A 19,717-nucleotide genomic window follows, 5' to 3' on the forward strand; every position below is an offset into this window, starting at 1 on the left:
TCAGGCGGTCCGCGACTGCAGGCGCAGTCGCTGGAAATAGACGTCTTCCAGATCGGGAGCCACGGCTGCGAAGCCGTCGCCGGGGTCGTTCGCGCTGTGTACGTGGATCACCGGCCGCCCACCGACCAGGCGCGTGGACAGCACCACATGGTTGGTCTCATACGTGGGCAGTTCGGCAACGTCGACCTGCTTGCGCCAGACCTGGTGCTGCAGCGCATCGATCGCATCGCTGGGTTTGCCGGTCAGCAGCACCTGTCCCTTGTTCATGATGGCCATGTTCGGGCAGAGGTCGGTGACATCTTCGACGATGTGCGTGGACAGGATCACCGCCACGTTCTCGCCGATCGCCGCGAGCAGGTTGAGGAAGCGGTTGCGCTCTTCCGGGTCCAGGCCAGCGGTGGGCTCATCGACGATCACCAGGCGCGGATCGCCGAGCAGCGCCTGCGCGATGCCGAAGCGCTGGCGCATGCCGCCGGAGTAAGTGCCGAGCTTGCGCTTGCGCGCATCCCACAGGTTGACCTGCTGCAGCAGCGCCTCGACTACCTCACGGCGCTGGCCCTTCTGGGTGATGCCCTTGAGTACCGCGAAATGGTTGAGCAGGTCCAGCGCGCTGACCTTGGGATACACGCCGAAGTCCTGCGGGAGGTAGCCCAGCCGGCGCCGTACCGCATCCTTGTCGCGCAGCACGTCGATGGCCGCCTCACCGGGAATCGACAGCGTCGCCGAGCCGCTGTCGGCCTCCTGCAGCGTGGACAAGGTGCGCATCAGCGAGGACTTGCCGGCGCCGTTGGGCCCGAGCAGACCGAACATGCCGCGGGGCACATCGAGCGTCACACCGGCGAGGGCATGGACACCATTGGCGTACGTCTTGGACAGCGCGCGGATCTCAAGCATGTGGCCACTTCCCCTGGGAGATAGCGCGGTTATCCGCCCTATTCAGGTAGGCCGCATCCGCCGTAAGTCATGGGTGCTTCCTGGACACGTGTGCGCCACCGAGCGGCCAGCCATGACGCAGCCACGCAGCCTGCGGCCACCAGCAGCCAGCCGGATGCCGTTGGCCCCGCGCTCTGCTTGATCGCGCTCCACCACGCCGGGCCGAACATCGCCCCGATGGCCAGGACGGCGAGGGCCAACGAGGCAAGCAATACCCGCGACACCCAACGTTCGATACCGGCGTCATGCCGGGCAATGCGCAGCGTGACATCACGGGCGAAGCGCATCGGCGGTCCACTCTGCGGGGCCGAAGCGATCGCCTGGGCGATGCGCAGGTAGTCGGTGGCGTCCGGCGCAGCGCGCTGGCCGCTGAGGGCGGCGCGCAGCGCATCCTCCTGGGCCTGCCATTCCTCGGGATCGATGCGGGGATCGTCTGCGCTGCTCATGCGGGCACTCCAATGCGGGATTCGAGCAGTTCGCGCAACCGCTTGCGGCTGCGGAACAGGTGGCTCTTGATGGTGCCTTCGGCCAGCTCGGTCAGGGTGGCGATCTCGGCGATGGAGATCTCCTCCAGGTGATAGAGCGTGAGCAGGGTGCGCTGCAGGGGCGGCAAGCCGTCGATCGCAGCGTACAGGTGGGCGTTGATGTCGTGCTCGCTGGTCAAGGCTTCCAGATCGATGCCATCGCCGATCTGTTCGATCAATGCGGTGCCGTCCTCGCCCATGGTGTTCTCCACCAGCGGAATGCGGCGGCGTTCCAGGTGGCGCTTGGCGATCGAATAGGCGACCTGCGCCACCCAGGATTTCAACGCGCTCTCGCCGCGGTACTGATGCAGCGTCTGATGGATGCGCAGGAAGGCTTCCTGGCACAGCTCGCGGGTGTCGTCGGGGTGGCGGACCATGCGGTCGACCACGCGCCAGCACAGCCCTTGATACTCCCGCACCAGCTGCTCGAACGCCCCGGGCTGCCGCGACAGAATGGCGGCGACCAGTGCCCGGTCGGCGTCGAGACAGTCGGCAGGGGTGGGCGGCGGGGTGCGCATCCCCATAGGGATACGTCGAGTGCGCCATCGGTTGCAACCGTGCTCCGTGCAACCCATTCCGCCCTGGCCGTATCTCAGTGGACAAGCCCCTCCTCAACGGAACGAACGCACCATGGATTACAACCTGATTCTTCCCGTCGTCCTGATCCTGGGCATCGTGTATGCCATCAAGAGCGTGGTCGATGGCCACACCCGCCGCCGGATCGTTGAAGCCCGCGGTTCGGAAGAGCTGGTGCGCTCGCTGCTGGCCGGCGACACCACCAAGCGGCGGCTGGCCGCGCTGCATTGGGGCTGCGTGTTGCTGACCCTGGCGCTGGCATTCGGCCTGGTCGATCTGCTCGGTATCGACCGGGTCACCCCTGGCGCGATCGCCCTGCTGCTCGGTGCGACCGGGCTGGGCAACGTGTTGTACTTCGTGCTCGATCGCCGCCTGAAGTAAGCCCGCCATCCTGCCGCCCGCGTCGCCGGCGGCTCCCCTGCAACAGGACCTCGAATGAAACGCATCCTGGCACTCTGTGCCGGCGTTGCCGTGGCCGTGATGTCTCCGGTGCGCGCTGCCACGCCTGTCGATTTTGCCCCGCTGTCCTCCCTCATCGAACAGACCAAGGCGGCCACGGGCCTGCCTTCGGGTACCGCAGTCGTGGTGGTGAAGGACGGCAAGGTGATCCATGAAGGCTACTACGGCCTGGCGGATATCGGGGCCGGCACGCCGGTCACGGCTGACACTGTCTTCTACATCGCCTCGGCGACCAAGCCGTTCTTCGCGCTGAACGCCCTGCACAAGCAGGCCGCCGGCGAGCTCGACATGGCGATGTCACTCCAGCAGATGTTTCCGCAAACACGCTTCGATGGTCTGGAGGCCGAGGCGATCACCGTCGGCGATCTGCTCACGCACACGGCCGGCGTGGACAACACTGCCCTGGTCTGGGCCACCGCCTTCAGCGGCGTGCACGACAGCGCCTCGCGGCGGGCGCTGGTGGGTGCGACGCGGCGCGATCCGGACGCGGCGCACGGCACCTTCCGCTATACCAACCTGGGCTACAACCTGCTCAGCATCTGGATGGACCAGCACGACGGCCTGCCGTGGCAGGACCAGCTGCAGCACACGCTGTTCGATCCGTTGGGCATGCGGCACACGAGTACCCGGATCAGCACTGCCGAGGCGGCCGGCTGGCCCATGGCCACGCCTTACTCGCTGGCCAGTGCGCAGCCGACCACGCCGCTGTATCTGCGCAAAGCGGACGACACGATGCAGGCGGCCGGCGGCATGGTCGCCACCGCGCCGGACCTGGCGCGGTTCCTGATCGCGCAGTTACCGGGGGAGGGCAACACCGCCCTTGCCCGGCAGGTAATCCCCCGCTCGCAGCAGCGTCAGGTCGCGCTGGACGCGAGCTATCTGGATTTCGCGCGCGACGGCTACGCGTGGGGCTGGTACACCGGGCCGTACAAGGGCCACCCACTGCTGCACCACTTCGGTGGATTCGCCGGCTTCCACGCGCATCTGTCGTTCATGCCGGACCAGAACATCGCGCTGGTCGTGCTCAACAACGAGGACGTGCTGGGCGCGCCGCTGACCAACCTCATCGCCGATCACGTGTATGGCCTGCTGTTGCACGAGCCCGGGATCGCGTCGAGCTCCGCCGCCCGCTTCCTGGCGCTGCAGGCAAAGGCGGCCCAGATTCAGGCGAACGTGGCGCGCCAGCGCGAGGCGATCCAGTCACGCCCCTGGCGGCGGTCGTTGCCGCGCGACCATTTCGTGGGCCGATACGTCCATCCGCTGCTCGGCGAGGTAAGGGTCGACGCGGCAGGTGAGCAGGCGCTGCGGCTGCGCTGGGGGCGGCTGGACGCCGTCGCCAGTGCAGGCGAACAGAGGGATCAGGGGCGCGTTGAACTCGTCCCCGGTTCGGGGAGCTGGCTGACCTTCCAGGTGGGAGAGGGCCAGGTACGGTCGCTTACGTTCGAGACCCTGACCTTCCAGCGCGTGCCCTGAGCCAGGCTCAGCCGCGCAGCGAGGAGTCCCGCAGCACCTGCTTGACCGCGATGCTCTCGCCCTCCACCGGCTTGCCCTCGATCAGCGCCAGCAGCTTCTCCACCAGCAGGTGCCCGGCCTGCTTGGTGTCCTGCTGCACGGTGGACAGCGGTGGGGAGACCGAGGCGGCCAGCGGGATGTCATCGAAACCGGTGACGGCCACGTCCTCGGGCACGCGCAGGCCGTGCTCGCGCAGGGCGCGCATCGCACCGATCGCGATCAGGTCGCTGGCCGCGCACAGCCCATCGATACGTTCGCCGCGCGCCAATAGCGCCTGGCAGGCATCGAAGCCGGACTGCTCGGTGGTGATCGCATCGTGCTGCAGGGACGGCTCGGCGGTGAGGCCGCGTGCCTGCATCGCCTCGACGTGGCCGCGGTAGCGCTGCTCGAACTCGGGATAGTGGCTGGAAGCATGGCCGACGAAGGCGATCCGGCGGCAGCCCTGGTCGAGCAGGTGCGCGGTGATGTCGAAGCCGCCCTGGAAATTGTCGCTGCCGATCGAGACACCGGGCTGATCGGGCAGGGAAGCACCCCAGCGCACGAAGTGGGTGCCTTGCTCGACCAGCCGCTGCAGGCGCTCGCGCGACTCGTGGTAGTCGCCGTAGCCGAGCAGGATGATGCCGTCGGCCTTGTTGCTGTCCTCGTAATCGGCCTGCCAGTCGGTGGACAGCTGCTGGAAGGAGACCAGCAGGTCGTAGCCGCGCAGCGCGCAGGCCCGGGTGATCGAGCCGAGCATGGCGTGGAAGAACGGGTTGATCAGCGAGTCGTCGTTGGTGGGGTCTTCGAAGAACAGCAGCGCCAGCGTGCCGGCATTGCGCAGGCGCAGGCTGGAGGCATTCTTGTCGACCTTGTAATTCAGCTCCCGGGCAATGGCCAGGATCCGCTGCCGGGTCTCGGCGTTGACCATCGGGCTGCCGCGCAGCGCCCGCGACACCGTGGGCTGGGAGACGCCGGCCAGGTGGGCGATATCGAGGGAGGTGGCTTTGCCGCGGATGGTCATTTCAGCAGGGGGTGAGGCAGTGAAGGGACATCATGCCATGCGCTGCCAGGGCTGGGCCTGTCGCCGGGACGGTCAGGCTGGCCGGGGCCTGGCGGCAGTCGGCGTAACGGTCGTCACCCTTGCCGCGTATGGCTCGAGCAGGTTTCCGGTCGCTGCCGGGCGGAATTCCGACAGGGTCGGGGACGGCGGCAATGATAAGATGGTGCAATCTGGATCCCCCCAATTTTCCCAAGGGCGGCCCGGCAGATCTGCACCCCGCCCGGGGCTGTGATATGACTGCGGCCTGCCCTCGGACAACGGAAGAGCAACCCTATGGCGCGCGGCATCAATAAAGTCATCCTGGTCGGCAACCTCGGCAACGACCCGGACGTGAAGTACACCCAGGGCGGTATGGCGATCACCCGCATCAGCCTGGCCACCACCAGCGTCCGCAAGGACAAGGATGGCAACCAGCAGGAGCGTACCGAATGGCACCGCGTGGTGTTCTTCGGCAAGCTCGGCGAGATCGCCGGTGAATACCTGCGCAAGGGCAGCTCGGTCTACGTCGAAGGCAGCCTGCGTTACGACAAGTACACCGGCCAGGATGGCGTGGAGAAGTACTCCACCGACATCATCGCCGATGAAATGCAGATGCTCGGCGGCCGTGAGGGCGGCGGTGGCGGTGGTGCCGGTGGCGAACGTCCGCAGCGCCAGCAGGCCCCGCGCCAGGAGTACGGCGGTGGTGGCGGTGGCGGTGGTCAGCGCGGCGGCGGTGGTGGTGGCTACGGCCAGCAGCGCCCGCAGCAGCAGGCCCCGCAGCAGTCCGCGCCGCCGATGGACGACTTCGCTGATGACGACATTCCGTTCTGATCTGCAAACATCGATTCGCCACAAGGGCCCGCCGCAAAGCGGGCCCTTTTTTACATGTGGTATTTTTAATGGGTGCTCATCGAGTGCGTCGTTCAAGTCTTGCTAAGTGTATAAGCCAATCAATCTACTAAGCATGTCTTGAGGTCAGGTGGCAGCATTCCTCCTTCGCGACACGCGCTAAGGAGGAATTTCAACAATGCGAACGTTGAAGGAGGGGCGTCGTTAAGCCTGTCGGTTTCTATTCGCCGTCAAATTTCTAGGAAATTGTATGTACTTGAAGCCTGCTGATCCTGATCTTCAGACGCTTTATCAAAGAATTGCAAACGGAGACCTTGACCTTCAGCCGGAGTTTCAGCGGGGTGAGGTTTGGAGCGACCAAAAGAGGCAGCGCCTCATTGATAGTATATTGAGGGACTGGCAGATTCCCCCGGTCCATGTCGTGATTGATCCTGATACCAATGCCCAATCTGTACTGGATGGGCAGCAGCGCTTGGCTGCCATTAGGGACTTTTTTCAAGGTACGTTGAGAGTCAATGGCAACATTGAACCCTTTGATCGGCGACTTGAGGTGCTGGACGGGCTCACATTTTTACAGCTTCCCCAGGATGTTCGTCGCCGCCTGGAAAGGTACTCGATTCGGGTGTTCTACATATCGGATTACCTGCCTGAAGAGCCGGGTGAATTGTTCTTCCGTCTTAATCAAAACTCTTCGCTAAGTCCTGCGGAGCAGAGAAATGCATTCTTTGGGAAGGCAAGGAGGCAAGTCAAAAAGTTCGTAGAGATGATAGAGGGTTCCGATATTCAATCGGCATACTTTGGCTTCACCAATGCTCGAATGGCGTACGACGATATAGTCGCGCGATCTCTTCTTTTGCTGGAGGCTGGGTCACTTTCACAAAAGTTGACCTCTGCTCAGCTGGTAGACCGTTACCGGTCCCCAGAGGGGTTTTCACGCGAATCCCGTTCCTGGTTGCAGGATGGCCTTAGTTTGCTTGCCCTATCCGCTACATTTCTGCCGGTTCAGATTCGACTCAACAAAGCAACTGCGCTTACTTGGTTGGTATTTGCGTCTAGGGTAACTCGATATTCTCGTAACGTGGATGCAAAGTTCTTTGCGAAGTTCTTGCGTCATTTTGAGAGTAGACGTCTAGAGCGCCGTGATTCACAAATTGACGAAGACTGGAGCTTGAGAGCGCTGGCGGTTTATGATGATCGCGCATCTGCGCGCGTAGGTGATGTGTCATCAGTGGTGCTGAGAGATTTTGTTCTTTGGCTTCATTTTGCCGAGTATGGCGGGGTGGTTGAATCCGCCGTTTCGAATTCATTCGCATCATCGGAATTTGCTAGATATGTCTTGCAGAAAGCCAAGTCTGGGATTGATGTCGAGCGGATAGCTATCGAGGTAAGTTGGGGTTCGGTGCTATGAAGCCGGCGTTTGTCAATGATGTTTGGCGAAGGTTGAGGGCGGACAAGCGGGCGATCACCAAAATCGTCCTCGCTTGGGACGGTATGGATAGGCTCACAAGCAATGAGTTTGTGTTCTCCAGCAGATTCTCCGTCATTTGTGGTGAAAATGGCGTTGGAAAGTCGACGTTGCTACACACTTTGTTCCACGCCTTGGTCGCCCCTTCTCGTCGGCAGGAATCGGCGGTGTTCGTCAGGGATGAAGAGGCCGGCGTGGTTCACGTACGTGTTGAACTATCTCATGGGCGCTGGGGTGGGCCACAGACTCTTTTCATGCTGGACTCGGTACGCGATTATCTGGATTCGGACGCGGAAGGTCTTAGGGTTGCGATGTTCGATCCTGCTATGCATGTTCCGATTGTACTTAATGCTATTCGCAACGATGCTGACTTTTCGGAAGTAATTGAGTCGGTTGGGCGTCGGAGCTATGATAGTAAGAGTGTTAGTGAGTTGTCATACGCAATCGGGCGGGAGTATGAGGAGGTTGGCTCCTACGAAATTGAAGGATTTGGTGGCCTCGGTGTTTTCCCGTACTTTAAAGTTAAGGTTGCTGGTGTTGAATATGGTTCGGAAAGTATGGGTTTTGGGGAGTTATCCCTGTTGCTTGCATATTGGGTAATATCTAGAATGCCTGATGGATCAGTTGTTCTTCTGGAGGAGCCGGAGACATTTATTTCGCCTAGGTCTCAGGGGCGTTTGGCAAACATCGCCGCAAGGTTCGCTCTAGAGCGGGATTTGACAATTGTCGCAACGACCCACTCGCCTAGTATCGTCTCAAAGTTTCAAGGGAATGAAATTGTCCTGGTAAGTAGGGCGAGACATACGGTCAGTTTGATGTGTCCCGTGCCTGCCGAAATTCTTGAGCGTCGATTGGAGATGGTTAGCTCAGTCCGTAAGGTATGGTTTGTTGAGGACGCGACCGCTGCGCGATTTCTCTCATTCTTTATCGCTGTAGCTGGTTTGTCCTCAATATCTGACGTGCTGGTGGTTGGGAACAATGACGCAGTTGTTTCGATGGCGACATCTGTGAAGCCTTACGGGAATTCCAGCATGGTTGTCATAGGTGTCCTCGACGGGGATGAGCGGGCGCGACGAAAAGCCGTTGGTTCGAATATTGAGTTTCTTCCTGGGGTTGTTTCTCCAGAGGTGATGTTGAAGGATTTCGTCACTTCGTCGGAGGTGCGCGCTTGCGCATCCAACATCGGTGTGGTGGAACATTCGCTTAGCCTAGCCCTAGGGGCGTCGGAGGGAGAGGAGCCGCATGAGTGGCTTCATTCGATGCGTAGGGAGCTTGGGATATCTCTTGACCAGTTTGTGCAGGGTGCCCTGCGTGCTTGGGCGGCCGAGAACGATGCGGTCGTGGACGAATTCGTTCGGTTGATTCGTGGTCATGCGGGGATGAATTAGAGGTGGTGCCATCGGTTTTAAGTTGTTATTGAGCGGAGTGGGGCGTATGGATATTTGCTTGGAGGTTCTTGGGTGGATTGGCTTTGCTATTGCAAGTCGTTCATGCTGGTGATTTGCTGCAAAGGCTTCTTTCTCTTTGCTGTCATGTAGAGAGTGACCTTTGTAGCGGAGGCTGTCTGCCCATTCCTAATGAAACCCTGTACTTCGCTCGATCCACTACCATGGGCCACCCGTCAGGATGCGCCCGCATGTCCATAGTGATCCCCGCGTTGCCCAAGCCGCCCACCGCCCGCATCGCGGCCTGGGTGCTGATGCTGCTGGGCATGTGGCTGACCCTGAAACTCGGGCTGGTGGTGACCCTGCTGTCGGGCCTGCTGGTGTTCCACCTGACCCACCTGCTGGCCTCCACCGTCGAAGGCAAGCTGCCGCCCGGGCGCGCACGGGCCTATTCGGTGATCGTCCTGTCGGCGTTGATCATCGGCGCGCTGACCCTGGCGGCGATCGGCATCGCTTCGTTCTTCCGCAACGAGACCGGTGGCCCGGATGCGCTGTTGATGCGCCTGATGGACATCCTCAACACCTCCCGCCACCAGGTGCCGGACCTGCTGCAGCCCTATATCCCGGAAGACCTGCAGGCGCTGCGCACGGCGATGAACGACTGGGCGGCGACGCACCGCCAGCAACTCGGCATCGCCGGCACCTCGGCCGTGCAGATCAGCGTGCGGATCCTGATCGGCATGGTGCTGGGGGCGATGATCGCGCTCTACGACGAGTTGCCCTTGCCCAAGATGGGGCCACTGGCACAGGAGCTGATCGGCCGCACCAGCCGCATGGCCACGGCCTTCCGGCAGGTCGTGTTCGCACAGGTGAAGATCTCGCTGCTCAATACGCTGTTCACCGCCATCTTCCTGCTCGGGGTGCTGCCGCTGTTTGGCGTGCATCTGCCGCTGTCCAAGACGCTGGTGCTGATCACCTTCCTCGCCGGCCTGCTGCCGGTGGTGGGCAACATCATCTCCAACACGGTCATCACCATCGTCGCGCTGTCGGTGTCGTTCTACGTGGCCGTGGTCGCGCTGCTGTACCTGGTGGTCATCCACAAGCTGGAGTATTTCCTCAACGCGCGCATCGTCGGCGGCGAGATCCAGGCACGTGCGTGGGAACTGCTGCTCGCCATGCTGGTGATGGAAGCCGCGTTCGGGCTGCCAGGGCTGGTCGCGGCGCCCGTGTTCTATGCCTATATCAAGCGCGAGCTGCTGGACCAGCGCTGGATCTGAATCACCGGCCGCCGGGCGCGCTTCGTTGCTCCCAGCGCCGCCGCGGTCTATAACGCGGGTGGGTCTTCCACGGGAACGGCACCATGGCGACGAACGGTCCACGCGCGTCAGGCAGTCAGGGCGCGCCCCTGCTCCCTGACAGCGCCCCGCAGCTGCTGTCCGGCGGCAACCCGCAGATTCCCAAAGGCGACGGCGACGGGCCGGTACAGGCCTACATCGCCGCGATGCCCGGCTGGAAGCGGGCGGTGGGCGAACGCCTGGATGCGCTGATCGTGGCAACCGTCCCGGGCGTGCACAAAGCGGTCAAATGGAACTCGCCGTTGTACGGCATCGAAGGCGATGGCTGGTTTCTGAGCCTGCATTGCTTCACCCGCTACATCAAGGTGGCCTTTTTCCGCGGGCGGTTACTGCAGCCGGTTCCGCCAGTCGCCTCGAAAAGCCAGGACACGCGCTACCTGCATATCGAGGAAGGCGTGCCGCTGGACGAAGCGCAGTTCCGTACCTGGCTGGAGCAGGCCAGCCGCCTGCCCGGCGAGCGGATGTGAGGGCAGGGCTGCCCTACAGCTTCAGGTTCAACGACACGTAAGCCGAGCGCCCCGGTGCGGGCGAGAACATCGGCTGGTCATCGCCGCCCCAGAAGAAGTTGTCGTACCACGCATACGCGTAGTCGCGGCCGGTCAGGTTCTTCACCTGTACATCCGCGCTCAGCCGCTCGGACAGCTGATACGACGCACTGGCATCAAGCACCGCGAAGGCGCCGAACGTGCCCTGCGTGTTGCGCTCTTCAATGTAATAGTCACCCTGCATCCGGCCCTGCAGGCCGAAGGTCCAACGATCGTTGGCGCGGTAGTCCAGGCCGATGTTGCTGATGTAGCGCGGCGTGGCGATGACCTCGTTGCCGGCCAGGGAGGTACCGTCGGTGGTGAAGGCGCTGACCACCTTGGCCTGTTGGATGGCGTGCGAGCCCCACAGCGTCCACCGGTCGCCCAGGCGCGCGGTGACCTGCAGGTCGATGCCTTCGCGACGGGTCTGGCCCAGGCCGACCGAGGTGCCGGTGGCCGGCATGTTGGCGACCTCGTCGGTTGCATCCTGGCGCCACACCGCGATGCGCGCGTCGGTGCCGACGGCCGGGGTGAACTTGATGCCCACCTCCTTGCCGGTATTGATCGAGGGCCGGAACGTGTCCTGGCCGGCGGTGAGGTAGGCCGGCGCGGTGGAGCCGGTCAGTACCTGGAACGTCCTGCCCCAGTTGGCATAGACGTTCAGGGCCGGGGTGATCGCATAGACCACGCTCAGCTTGGGCTGCTCGATCGTGCCGTAGTGCTGCAGCGGGGCGGTGATGCCACCGGGCAGGCGGGTGCTGCCGGAGAAGCGGTCGACGCGGTAGGCCGGCACGATCTTCAGGGCAGGGGTGGGCTGATACACGGCCTGCACGTAAGCACCGAGGTTGTCCAAGGTGTAACGGTCATCGTTCTGGACCCGCGCCGGGGTCGAGAAGTCGGTCGGGACGGCGTGGTTGTAGCGCAGGCGGCGGTACGTGTTGTCCTGGTGCTCGGCGTTGAGACCGCCCTCGACTGTCAGCGCAGGCATGGCCGCCCAGGTCAGCGTGCTGAGCAGGCCCGTCTGTTTCTCGTCCCACTGGCGGCGCTGGCGCGGCGCGTTGCCGGGCACGTAACGGGTGAAGGTCACCTGCCGATCGTCCTCGTAGCGGTTGTAGTACAGCGTGTTGTTGACATGCACGGTGTCACTCAGCTGCAGGTCCAGATGGGTGCTGAGATGGCGCATGTCGCGGTCGTCGAGATCGTTGGCATTCTTGAGCGCCGATCCGCGGCGGTCGGTGGCCAACTCTTCAGCCGTCATGAAGCCGGGCTCGTCCGCCTCGTGGTGGTACACCCGTGCGATCAGGCCGATGGTGAACAGGTCCTCGTCGCCGCTGTAGAACCACTTGCCGCCGAGCGAGTATTTTTTCGAACGGTCATGATCGCGGTAGCCATCGGAGGCCTGTGAGGCCAGGAAGTAGTTCTGGGCGACACCGTTCGCTTCGCGACCGATCGCGACCTGTGCTTCGCGGGTGTTGTAGCTGCCGTAGGTGAGCCGCGCATCGGTGTAGTTGCCGCCTTGGCGGGTGCCGAGGTTGATGTTGCCGCCGATGTTGTGCAGGCCGTAACGGGGGTCGTTGGTGCCGCGCACGACCTCGATGTAGTCGATGTCCAGCGGGAACACCATGTCGATGAAGCGCTGGTTGCCGCTGTTGACGTTGCTGGGGATGCCGTCGATCAGGATCTTGATGCCGTTGAGGTAGCCCTCGCCGTTGAACGCGCGGAAGGTGGCCTTGCCGGACTCCGCGCCCTGGCGGGTTTCGGTCAATTGCATGCCCGGCATCTGGCCAAGCAGTTCCCAGCTGTTGGAGACGTTCTTCTCATGCACCTGGTCGCCGCCCATCACATCCACCGAGGTCAGCACGCGGTTCGCAGCGAGGGGACGGCGGGAGCCTTCGCGCACATGCACGCTGCCCAGCGTGATCGCCGCATCGCTGGACTGCGCGCGCGCTTCGCCGGCGCACAGGGTCGCCAGCACGGCGGACACCATTGCCTTGGTTTTCATCTCTTTGTGCCTTTCAGTAGCCGTGAGAACAGGGGTAGGGCAAGCGGACAGCGGTCGCTCGCTGAGGGGAAGGGGGAACTAAAAAGAAATAATATAACATTGCATTAATATCCGCTTCCCTTTGACCTCCGGCAGCCAGCCCAACGCCCGTGCGCCCCCGCGCGCTGCGGCAGCCAGCGAGCCGTCCGCATCGCAGCAGATCGATGCGCGCAGCCAGTCGCATCCGCCGCCTGATCCACGAGGTCGATCCGGCGGTGGTGGACACCTGGAAGTGGCGAGGCGTGCCCGTGTGGGAGCACAGCGGCATCCTGTGTACCGGCGAGACCGACAAGGCGGCCGTGACGCTGACCTTCGCCAAGGGCGCGGCGCTGCCCGATCCCAAGGGGCTGTTCAATGCGAGCCTGGAGGGCAACACCCGCCGCGCCATCGATCTGCACGACGGCGAAACGATCCACCCGACCGCGTTCAAGGCCTTGATCCGCGCCGCGATCGCGCGCAAGCGTGCAGCGAAGCCCCCTGCCGCTGCAGCGCGTGCGAAAGCACGCCAGCGCTCTGCCTGAATCATCACGACCTCCTGCACTGGAACACGCCGCGCGATTCGGCAACGATAAAGGGCTGGGCGAGGCGGCAGCGATGCGGCCGGCCCATTCCCCCACGTTTCCAGGATGTGCCTGTGCTGAGTGTGATCGGCTGTTTGCTTGCGTTGTATCTGGTGTGGCGCGTGATCTGGCCGCTGCGGTTGTCGCGTCCGGTGCGGATCGTACTGGGCCTGCTGGTGGTCGCACTGGCGCTGCACCACCGGATCGTGGCCCAGTTCGCCGGGACCATGGCCTCGCCCGAGATTCCCAAAGCGGTGATCGCGGTGCTTGCGACCGGGTTCACCACGCTGCTGATCAGTGCGGTGTTCGTGCTGGTGCTGGATGCGCTGCTGCTGATCGCACGCCTGGTCCGGGCGCGGCGCGTGCTGCCGATGCTACGCGCGGCGTGGCTGCGCCCTGCAGCGGGCACGTTGGCGCTGCTGCTGTCCGCCTATGGCATCTGGCAGGGCATGGCGGTCCCCAAGCCGCGGCAGATCGAGGTGGCCATCGAGGGGCTGCCGGCCGCGTTCGACGGCTACCGCGTGCTGCAGCTCACCGACATCCACGCCAGCCGCCTGCTCACCGGTGCCTGGGTGGAGAAGGTAGTCACCGAGAGCAATGCCCTGCATCCGGATCTGGTGGTGATCACCGGGGATCTGATCGACGGCAGCGTCAGCGCCCGCGCCAACGACTTTGCGCCGCTGGCCAGGCTGCACGCGCCCGATGGCGTCATCGCGATCACCGGCAATCATGAGTACTACGCGCAGTACGCCGAGTGGATGCAGGCCTTCCGCGGGCAGGGCATGCAGGTGCTGGAGAACACCCACACGCAGGTCCAGCGTGACGGTGCGACGTTGACCATCGCCGGTGTCACCGATCCAGTGGCCGCGCGCTACGGTCTGCCCATGCCGGACCTGACGGCCGCACTGGCCGGGGCGGACCCGCAGGCGCCGGTGATCCTGCTCGACCATCGTCCGGTGGAAGCACGCGCGAATGCCGCGAAGGGCGTGGCGCTGCAGCTCTCCGGCCACACCCACGGCGGCCACATCGTCGGCATGGACCAGCTGGTCAAGCGCGCCAATGGCGGCTTTGTGTCCGGGCGCTACGAGGTGGATGGCATGGCGTTGTATGTCAGCAACGGTGCCGGGCTGTGGCCGGGCTTCGCGGCACGTATCGGCGTGCCATCCGAGATCACGCTGATCACGCTGCGGCCGCGCTGATGGTGTGTGGATGCGCCATGCCCGGGGTAGTGCTGCCGGACACCGAGGCCTGGACAATGCACGATCCAGTAGGCCGCGATTATCCGATCTGGGTGTCCCTGCCGGCCGGCTACGCGCGGGAGACACACCTGCGCTACCCGGTGCTGTATGTCACCGATGCGCTGTACAGCTTTCCGCTCGCGCGCAGCGTGCGCAACATGGTCGGGCAGGGCGGTGCGCATCTGGCGCCCTTCATCCTGATTGGCCTGCCACCGCAGGACGGGTTGAGCTCGCAGCAGAGCCGCTCGCGTGATTACACCCCGACCCGGCCCACCCGCAGTCCCGGGGACGAGTACACCGATGGCATCACCTACGGCGGCGCCGCGCACTACCGGGATTTCCTGGCGCAGCACGTGCTGCCGCAGGTCGAGGCGCGCTACCGGACCGATCCAGCGCAGCGGGCGTTCGCCGGCCATTCCTACGGCGGTCTGTTCGGCGCCTTCGTGTTGCTGACGCGTCCGGCGATGTTCCAGCGCTACATCCTGTCCAGTCCTTCGCTGTGGTTCGATCAGCATGTGATCGAGCGGATCGAGGCGGACTACGCCAGTGCGCATGCGGATCTTGACGCCCGCGTGCTGCTGTCGATCGGCGCGCACGAAACCCCGGCCTCCGATGCGCCGTTCGCCGCCCGCAACGACATGGTCGCGCATACCCAGGCCTTTGCCGACCGCCTGCGCGGGCGCGGGTATCCCGGCCTGCAGCTGGAGACACGCGTGGTGCCGGATGAGGATCACCTGACGGTATATCCGGCGATGCTCACCCGTGCTCTGTTGGCGTTGTTCCCCAATGGGAGCACGTTCCGGACCGTGTGAAATTTCCGCCAGTGGCTGTGCACGCCTCGGTCACCGGGCTGCGCGGAGGCTGGGCGCACGAGCCCTGACCCCCGGAGATTCCATGACCACGCTGACCCTGCCCGAACTGGCCAAGAAGATGGCCGGCATCGATTTCGCGATGCTGCAGACCCACACCGCCAGCGGCGAGATCGCCGGCCGGCCGATGAGCAACAACGGCGACGTCGACTACGATGGCGACAGCTACTTTTTCGCCTTCGACAGCGCCGACATGGTGGCCGAGATCGAGCGCGACCCGAAAGTGGCGCTGTCCTTCACCGGTAGCAAATCGCTGCTGGGCAAGCCGCCGCTGTTCGTGGCCGTGGAAGGCCATGCCACGCTCAGCCGCGACCGTGCGACCCTGCAGGCGCATTGGGTCCCGGACCTGGAGCGGTGGTTCAAGCAGGGCGTGGATACGCCTGGCATCGTGCTGATCCAGGTCAAGGCGACCCGCATCCACTACTGGTCGGGCGAGGACGACGGCGAGATCCGCCTGTAAGCGATGCCTGCCCCGTCGATCAAGATCGGATGCGCAGGCTGGTCGATTCCCAGCCGTTACGCCGCATTGACCGGCGCGGGCGAGAGCATGCTCGCGCGCTACGCAACGCGGTTCCCGGTGGTGGAGATCAACTCCTCTTTTTATCGGCCGCACCAGCAGCGCACGTATGAACGCTGGGCGGCGAGCGTGCCGGCCACGTTCCGGTTCTCGGTGAAGCTGCCCAAGGCCATCTCGCATGAGGCGGCCCTGCGCGGTTGCGGTCCGGCGCTGGACCGCTTCCTTGAGGAAACCGCCGGCCTGGGCCGCACGCTCGGCGGGCTGCTGCTGCAGCTGCCGCCGAGTCATGCCTTCGATGCGCGGGTGGCGGCCGGCTTCTTCGGCATGCTGCGCCGTCGCACCGCTGTGCGCGTGGTCTGCGAGCCGCGCCATGCCAGCTGGTTCACGCCGCAGGCCGACGCGCTGCTGCAGCGGCATGCGATCGGGCGTGTCGGCGCGGACCCTGCGCGGGTTCCCGAGGCTGCCCAGCCGGGCGGTGACGCCAGATGGCGCTACTGGCGATGGCATGGGGCGCCACGCATGTATTACAGCGACTATGACGACGCAGCACTGCGGGATTTGGCCACGACGGTTGCTGCGCGGACAGCAGGTGCGCGCTGGGTAATCTTCGACAACACTGCCCATGGGTTCGCCATCGCCAATGCGGCGCGGCTGCAGGACCTGCTCGGCGCCGCCACCCTCCAGGAGCCCGCCCATGCCTGAAGGTCCCTCCATCGTCATCCTGCGTGAGGCCGCCGCCAAGTTCCGCGGCAAGACCGTGCGTCTGGCCACCGGCAACAGTACGTTGGACCTGACCCGCATGGAGGGGCGGCGGGTGGTGGCCCTGCGCAGCTGGGGCAAACACTTCCTGATCGAGTTCCGCGGCTTCAGCCTGCGCGTGCACATGCTGATGTTCGGCAGCTACCGCATCGATGAGCGCAAGCCATCGCCACCGCGGGTGTCGCTGCAGTTCGACAACGGCGAGCTCAACATCTATGCCTCGTCGGTGAAGTACATCGACGGCGCGCTGGAGGACACCTACGACTGGCGCGGGGATGTGATGGACCTGGCCTGGGACCCCAGGCTGGCGCGCAGGAAGCTCAAGCAGCAGCCGGAAACGTTGATCTGCGACGCGCTGCTGGACCAGGAGATCTTTGCCGGCGTCGGCAACATCATCAAGAACGAGGTGCTGTTCCGCACGCGTGTGCATCCCGAATCCACGGTGGGTGCGCTTCCGCCACGCAAGTTGGGCGAGATCATCAAACAGGCGCGGCAGTACAGTTTCGATTTCCTGGACTGGAAGCGGCAGTTCGTATTGCGCCAGCATTGGCTCGTGCATACCAAGCGCACCTGTCCCCACTGCGGCGGGCCGATCAGCAAGACCTACCCGGGCACGACCCGGCGGCGGGCGTTCTTCTGCCCGGTGTGCCAGGTGCGCTACGGCGCCGCGCCTGCCGGGCGCAACGCCGCGCCGAACGCACGCAAGGCCGCCCCGAGGCGTTCAGCCAGGTCCTCGCCCATGGCGTAGGATGGGGGCAACACGCACGTACGCGCGTCCTGCGCGATCGACACCTGATCGCCTTCGCTCCTTTCTCAGAGTCGTTCATGCCGCCAGCGGAATGAAGACTCCCGTGTCCCACGGAGCGCACATGCCGGGCTATACCACCCGCATTCTCACCATCCCGGTCGGCGGGCACGACTTCCGTATCCGCGCGCTCAGCGATCTGCAGCAGTTTTCCGATCCCACCGGACGTGCCCAGCGGGCCGGCATCCACTCTTCGTTGTGGAGCCTGTTCGGTCAGATCTGGCCGGCCGGCCGCGCGCTGGCCGATACCATGAGCCACTTCGACGTGACCGGTAAGCGGATCCTGGAGCTGGGCTGCGGGCTGGGCCTGTCCAGCCTGGTGCTGGCCCATCGCGGCGCGGATGTCGTGGCGACCGACCACCATCCACTGGCCGAATCCTTCCTGGCCTACAACGCCGGCCTCAACGACCTGCCGGCGGTGACCTACCGTGACCTGCCCTGGGAGGTCCCTGACGGTTCGCTGGGGCGCTTCGACCTGATCATCGGCAGCGACATCCTCTACGAACGAGGGCATGCCCATCAGATCGCGGCGATGATGCTACGGCACGCCAAGCCCGATGCCGAGCTGCTGATCACCGATCCCGGCCGCGGCAACGTGGGCTCGTTCTCGCGTGGCATGGCCCTGCAGGGCTTCGATGTGACCGAGGAACTGGGGCTGTTCGAAGATGAAGGCAATGCGCCAGGCAACGGCCGCCTGCTGAGCTATCGGCGGGGTGCGGTGCGGCCGGCGGCCGTGGTCTGAGCACAGGCAGGGCGTGTTGCGACACGACCGCTCTCCTGTGACGCGGCCTGCAGATCGACTGGCGTAGGCTGTCGCCGTCCAGATGCGGCCCAGGCGGCCGGGAGTCCCTCGATGCAATCTCGCCCACTGCCGCGCCGCGAAGGCCTGCGTGTTTCCAGGATGCAGGCTTGAGCACGGCCGCTACCGCGCCCACGGCGCGCCCGCAGACGCGCTCGATGGTCATCGCCGGCCTCTCCACCGTGGTGGAGTGGTACGACTTCACCCTTTACCTGTATCTGGCCACGGTGCTGTCGCGCGTGTTTTTCGGTGGCGGCGAGAATGCGTTGCTGGCCACCTTGGCCGGGTTTGCCGTGTCGTATCTGATGCGTCCCTTGGGGGCACTGGTCTTCGGCCATCTCGGTGACCGCTTCGGTCGACGCTATATGCTGCTGGCCTCGATGCTGCTGATGACGGTTGCGATGCTGGCCACCGCGCTGCTGCCCACCTTCGAGAGCATTGGCGCGACCGCCGGTGTGCTGCTGTTGCTGCTGCGCTGCCTGATGGCCTTTTCGGTCGGCGGCGAATACACCGGCGTGGTGGCGTATCTGCTGGAAACCGCACCCGTGCGCAGGCGCGGGCTGGTCACCTCACTGGCGTCGGCCGCGAGCGAAGTGGGGGCCCTGCTGGCGGTGGCGTTGTCGGCGCTGACCGTCGCGCTGCTGAGCACCGCGCAGCTGGATGGCTGGGGCTGGCGGATTCCGTTCTTCGTCGGCGCGGCGCTGGCGGGGGCGATCCTGCTGGCGCGCTCGACCATGCACGAATCGCCGGAGTTCGAGCGGCAACAGGCCGAGGGCACCGTGCCGACGTCGCCGATCCGCGATAGCTGGCGGCACCACAAGCCCGCGATTGCGCGCACGTTTGCGATCTCCGCACTGGGCTCGATCACCTATTACGTCGGCATCACCTATGTGCCCGCATTCCTCGGTTCCGTGGGGCAGGTGAGTGAATCGGAGGCGTTGTGGCTGTCCACGGTCGCGGCGGTGGCGGTGATCGTGGTGACGCCGCTGGCAGGCGCGTTGTCCGACCGGGTCGGGCGCCGCCCCGTGTTGATCGCGCTGGCTGCGCTGTCGGCGCTGCTGCCGTTGACGATGTTCTCGGTGATGGCCGGCGGCAGCACCGTGGCGATCGGTCTGGCGGCGGTGGTGCTGGCGTGTCTGGCCGGTGGGGTGAGTGCGGTGGCGGCCCCTGCCACGGCCGAGCAGTTCCCCGGCGAAGGGCGGCTCAGCGGGCTGGCCCTGGGCGTCACCATGGCCACGGCGTTCTTTGGCGGTGCTACGCCCTTGCTGGCCGAACTGCTGGTGCGGCATACCGGCTGGTCGTCGGCCCCCGGGGCGATGATCGCGGTGGTCGCGATACTGGTACTGCCGGTGATGTGGACGCTGCGCGAGACGCGGCCCCGGTAGGGCCGGCCGCTGGCCGGCTCCACGCAGGATGCTGAGAAGGTAGTGCCGGCCGCTGGCCGGCTCCACTGAGAAGGTAGTGCCGGGGGCCGGGGGGGGGCCCCCCCCGGGGGGGGGGGGGGGTGGCCGGCCACCGCCCCGCGCGCC

20 protein-coding genes are annotated in these 19,717 nt (G+C 64.7%); 15 read left to right on the forward strand and 5 right to left on the reverse strand.

Features of this window, described 5'->3' with window-relative positions:
* From ABE422_RS16840 to ABE422_RS16850, 3 genes are read right to left on the reverse strand one after another with little or no spacing between them, the layout of a single operon-like run.
* The gene (locus ABE422_RS16840) at positions 1–894 is read right to left on the reverse strand and encodes an ABC transporter ATP-binding protein (RefSeq protein ID WP_346482076.1); all 894 of its coding nucleotides are present in this window, start codon (positions 892–894) and stop codon (positions 1–3) included.
* Positions 895–932: 38 nt separating this feature from the next.
* Positions 933–1,379 carry a hypothetical protein gene (locus tag ABE422_RS16845; protein WP_346483376.1) on the reverse strand — a complete coding sequence of 149 codons (447 nt, stop codon included), beginning with the start codon at positions 1,377–1,379 and terminating at the stop codon, positions 933–935.
* Positions 1,376–1,975, reverse strand: coding sequence for a sigma-70 family RNA polymerase sigma factor (locus ABE422_RS16850; protein WP_346463901.1), 600 nt, complete (start codon positions 1,973–1,975; stop codon positions 1,376–1,378). The genes ABE422_RS16845 and ABE422_RS16850 overlap by 4 nt, the downstream gene beginning before the upstream one ends.
* A 112-nt stretch (positions 1,976–2,087) precedes the next feature.
* Between ABE422_RS16850 and ABE422_RS16855 the strand changes: the two genes are divergently transcribed.
* On the forward strand, positions 2,088–2,414 hold the full coding sequence (locus ABE422_RS16855; RefSeq protein ID WP_346483377.1) for a hypothetical protein: 327 nt from the start codon (positions 2,088–2,090) through the stop codon (positions 2,412–2,414).
* Positions 2,415–2,468: 54 nt separating this feature from the next.
* Positions 2,469–3,965, forward strand: coding sequence for a serine hydrolase domain-containing protein (locus ABE422_RS16860; protein WP_346483378.1), 1,497 nt, complete (start codon positions 2,469–2,471; stop codon positions 3,963–3,965).
* 7 nt (positions 3,966–3,972) lie between these two features.
* On the opposite strand, the gene ABE422_RS16865 is transcribed toward ABE422_RS16860, so the two are convergent.
* On the reverse strand, positions 3,973–5,004 hold the full coding sequence (locus tag ABE422_RS16865) for a LacI family DNA-binding transcriptional regulator (RefSeq protein WP_313212067.1): 1,032 nt from the start codon (positions 5,002–5,004) through the stop codon (positions 3,973–3,975).
* Positions 5,005–5,316: 312 nt separating this feature from the next.
* Here ABE422_RS16865 and ABE422_RS16870 point away from each other — a divergent pair, with 312 nt between their 5' ends.
* The 5 genes from ABE422_RS16870 (at position 5,317) to ABE422_RS16890 (ending at position 10,543) form a co-directional block, all read left to right on the forward strand.
* A complete protein-coding gene (locus tag ABE422_RS16870) occupies positions 5,317–5,853 on the forward strand; it encodes a single-stranded DNA-binding protein (RefSeq protein ID WP_313217535.1) in 537 nt (178 codons plus the stop codon).
* A gap of 268 nt (positions 5,854–6,121) precedes the next feature.
* On the forward strand, positions 6,122–7,279 hold the full coding sequence (locus ABE422_RS16875) for a DUF262 domain-containing protein (RefSeq protein WP_346483379.1): 1,158 nt from the start codon (positions 6,122–6,124) through the stop codon (positions 7,277–7,279).
* Positions 7,276–8,724 carry an AAA family ATPase gene (locus ABE422_RS16880; RefSeq protein WP_346483380.1) on the forward strand — a complete coding sequence of 483 codons (1,449 nt, stop codon included), beginning with the start codon at positions 7,276–7,278 and terminating at the stop codon, positions 8,722–8,724. Before ABE422_RS16875 ends, ABE422_RS16880 begins: the two co-directional genes overlap by 4 nt.
* 248 nt (positions 8,725–8,972) lie before the next feature.
* Positions 8,973–9,998, forward strand: coding sequence for an AI-2E family transporter (locus ABE422_RS16885; protein ID WP_265309429.1), 1,026 nt, complete (start codon positions 8,973–8,975; stop codon positions 9,996–9,998).
* Positions 9,999–10,081: 83 nt separating this feature from the next.
* The gene (locus ABE422_RS16890) at positions 10,082–10,543 is read left to right on the forward strand and encodes a DUF1801 domain-containing protein (RefSeq protein WP_346483381.1); all 462 of its coding nucleotides are present in this window, start codon (positions 10,082–10,084) and stop codon (positions 10,541–10,543) included.
* A 13-nt stretch (positions 10,544–10,556) separates the two neighbouring features.
* Here the strand turns inward: ABE422_RS16890 and ABE422_RS16895 are convergent, their stop codons facing one another.
* The gene (locus ABE422_RS16895) at positions 10,557–12,602 is read right to left on the reverse strand and encodes a TonB-dependent receptor (protein WP_346483382.1); all 2,046 of its coding nucleotides are present in this window, start codon (positions 12,600–12,602) and stop codon (positions 10,557–10,559) included.
* A gap of 203 nt (positions 12,603–12,805) precedes the next feature.
* Between ABE422_RS16895 and ABE422_RS16900 the strand changes: the two genes are divergently transcribed.
* The 8 genes from ABE422_RS16900 to ABE422_RS16935 all read left to right on the forward strand — a co-directional run bounded on the left by ABE422_RS16900 (position 12,806) and on the right by ABE422_RS16935 (position 19,573).
* Positions 12,806–13,162 carry a DUF1801 domain-containing protein gene (locus ABE422_RS16900; RefSeq protein WP_313212047.1) on the forward strand — a complete coding sequence of 119 codons (357 nt, stop codon included), beginning with the start codon at positions 12,806–12,808 and terminating at the stop codon, positions 13,160–13,162.
* A 113-nt stretch (positions 13,163–13,275) separates the two neighbouring features.
* A complete protein-coding gene (locus tag ABE422_RS16905; protein WP_346483383.1) occupies positions 13,276–14,400 on the forward strand; it encodes a metallophosphoesterase in 1,125 nt (374 codons plus the stop codon).
* A 56-nt stretch (positions 14,401–14,456) separates the two neighbouring features.
* Positions 14,457–15,251, forward strand: coding sequence for an alpha/beta hydrolase-fold protein (locus ABE422_RS16910; protein WP_346483384.1), 795 nt, complete (start codon positions 14,457–14,459; stop codon positions 15,249–15,251).
* Between the two features lie 82 nt (positions 15,252–15,333).
* Complete coding sequence (locus ABE422_RS16915) at positions 15,334–15,768, forward strand: pyridoxamine 5'-phosphate oxidase family protein (protein ID WP_313212045.1); 435 nt, start codon at positions 15,334–15,336, stop codon at positions 15,766–15,768.
* 3 nt (positions 15,769–15,771) lie between these two features.
* Complete coding sequence (locus ABE422_RS16920; protein WP_346483385.1) at positions 15,772–16,527, forward strand: DUF72 domain-containing protein; 756 nt, start codon at positions 15,772–15,774, stop codon at positions 16,525–16,527.
* On the forward strand, positions 16,520–17,332 hold the full coding sequence (locus ABE422_RS16925) for a DNA-formamidopyrimidine glycosylase family protein (RefSeq protein ID WP_313217562.1): 813 nt from the start codon (positions 16,520–16,522) through the stop codon (positions 17,330–17,332). The genes ABE422_RS16920 and ABE422_RS16925 overlap by 8 nt, the downstream gene beginning before the upstream one ends.
* Before the next feature lie 121 nt (positions 17,333–17,453).
* Positions 17,454–18,131: a methyltransferase domain-containing protein gene (locus ABE422_RS16930; protein WP_313212042.1), complete on the forward strand. Its 678-nt coding sequence runs from the start codon at positions 17,454–17,456 to the stop codon at positions 18,129–18,131.
* Positions 18,132–18,346: 215 nt separating this feature from the next.
* A complete protein-coding gene (locus tag ABE422_RS16935) occupies positions 18,347–19,573 on the forward strand; it encodes an MFS transporter (protein WP_313212080.1) in 1,227 nt (408 codons plus the stop codon).
* Positions 19,574–19,717: the final 144 nt, after the last annotated feature.

Origin of the sequence: Stenotrophomonas sp. TWI1151, from assembly GCF_039673135.1 — a bacterium.
Lineage (GTDB): Bacteria > Pseudomonadota > Gammaproteobacteria > Xanthomonadales > Xanthomonadaceae > Stenotrophomonas.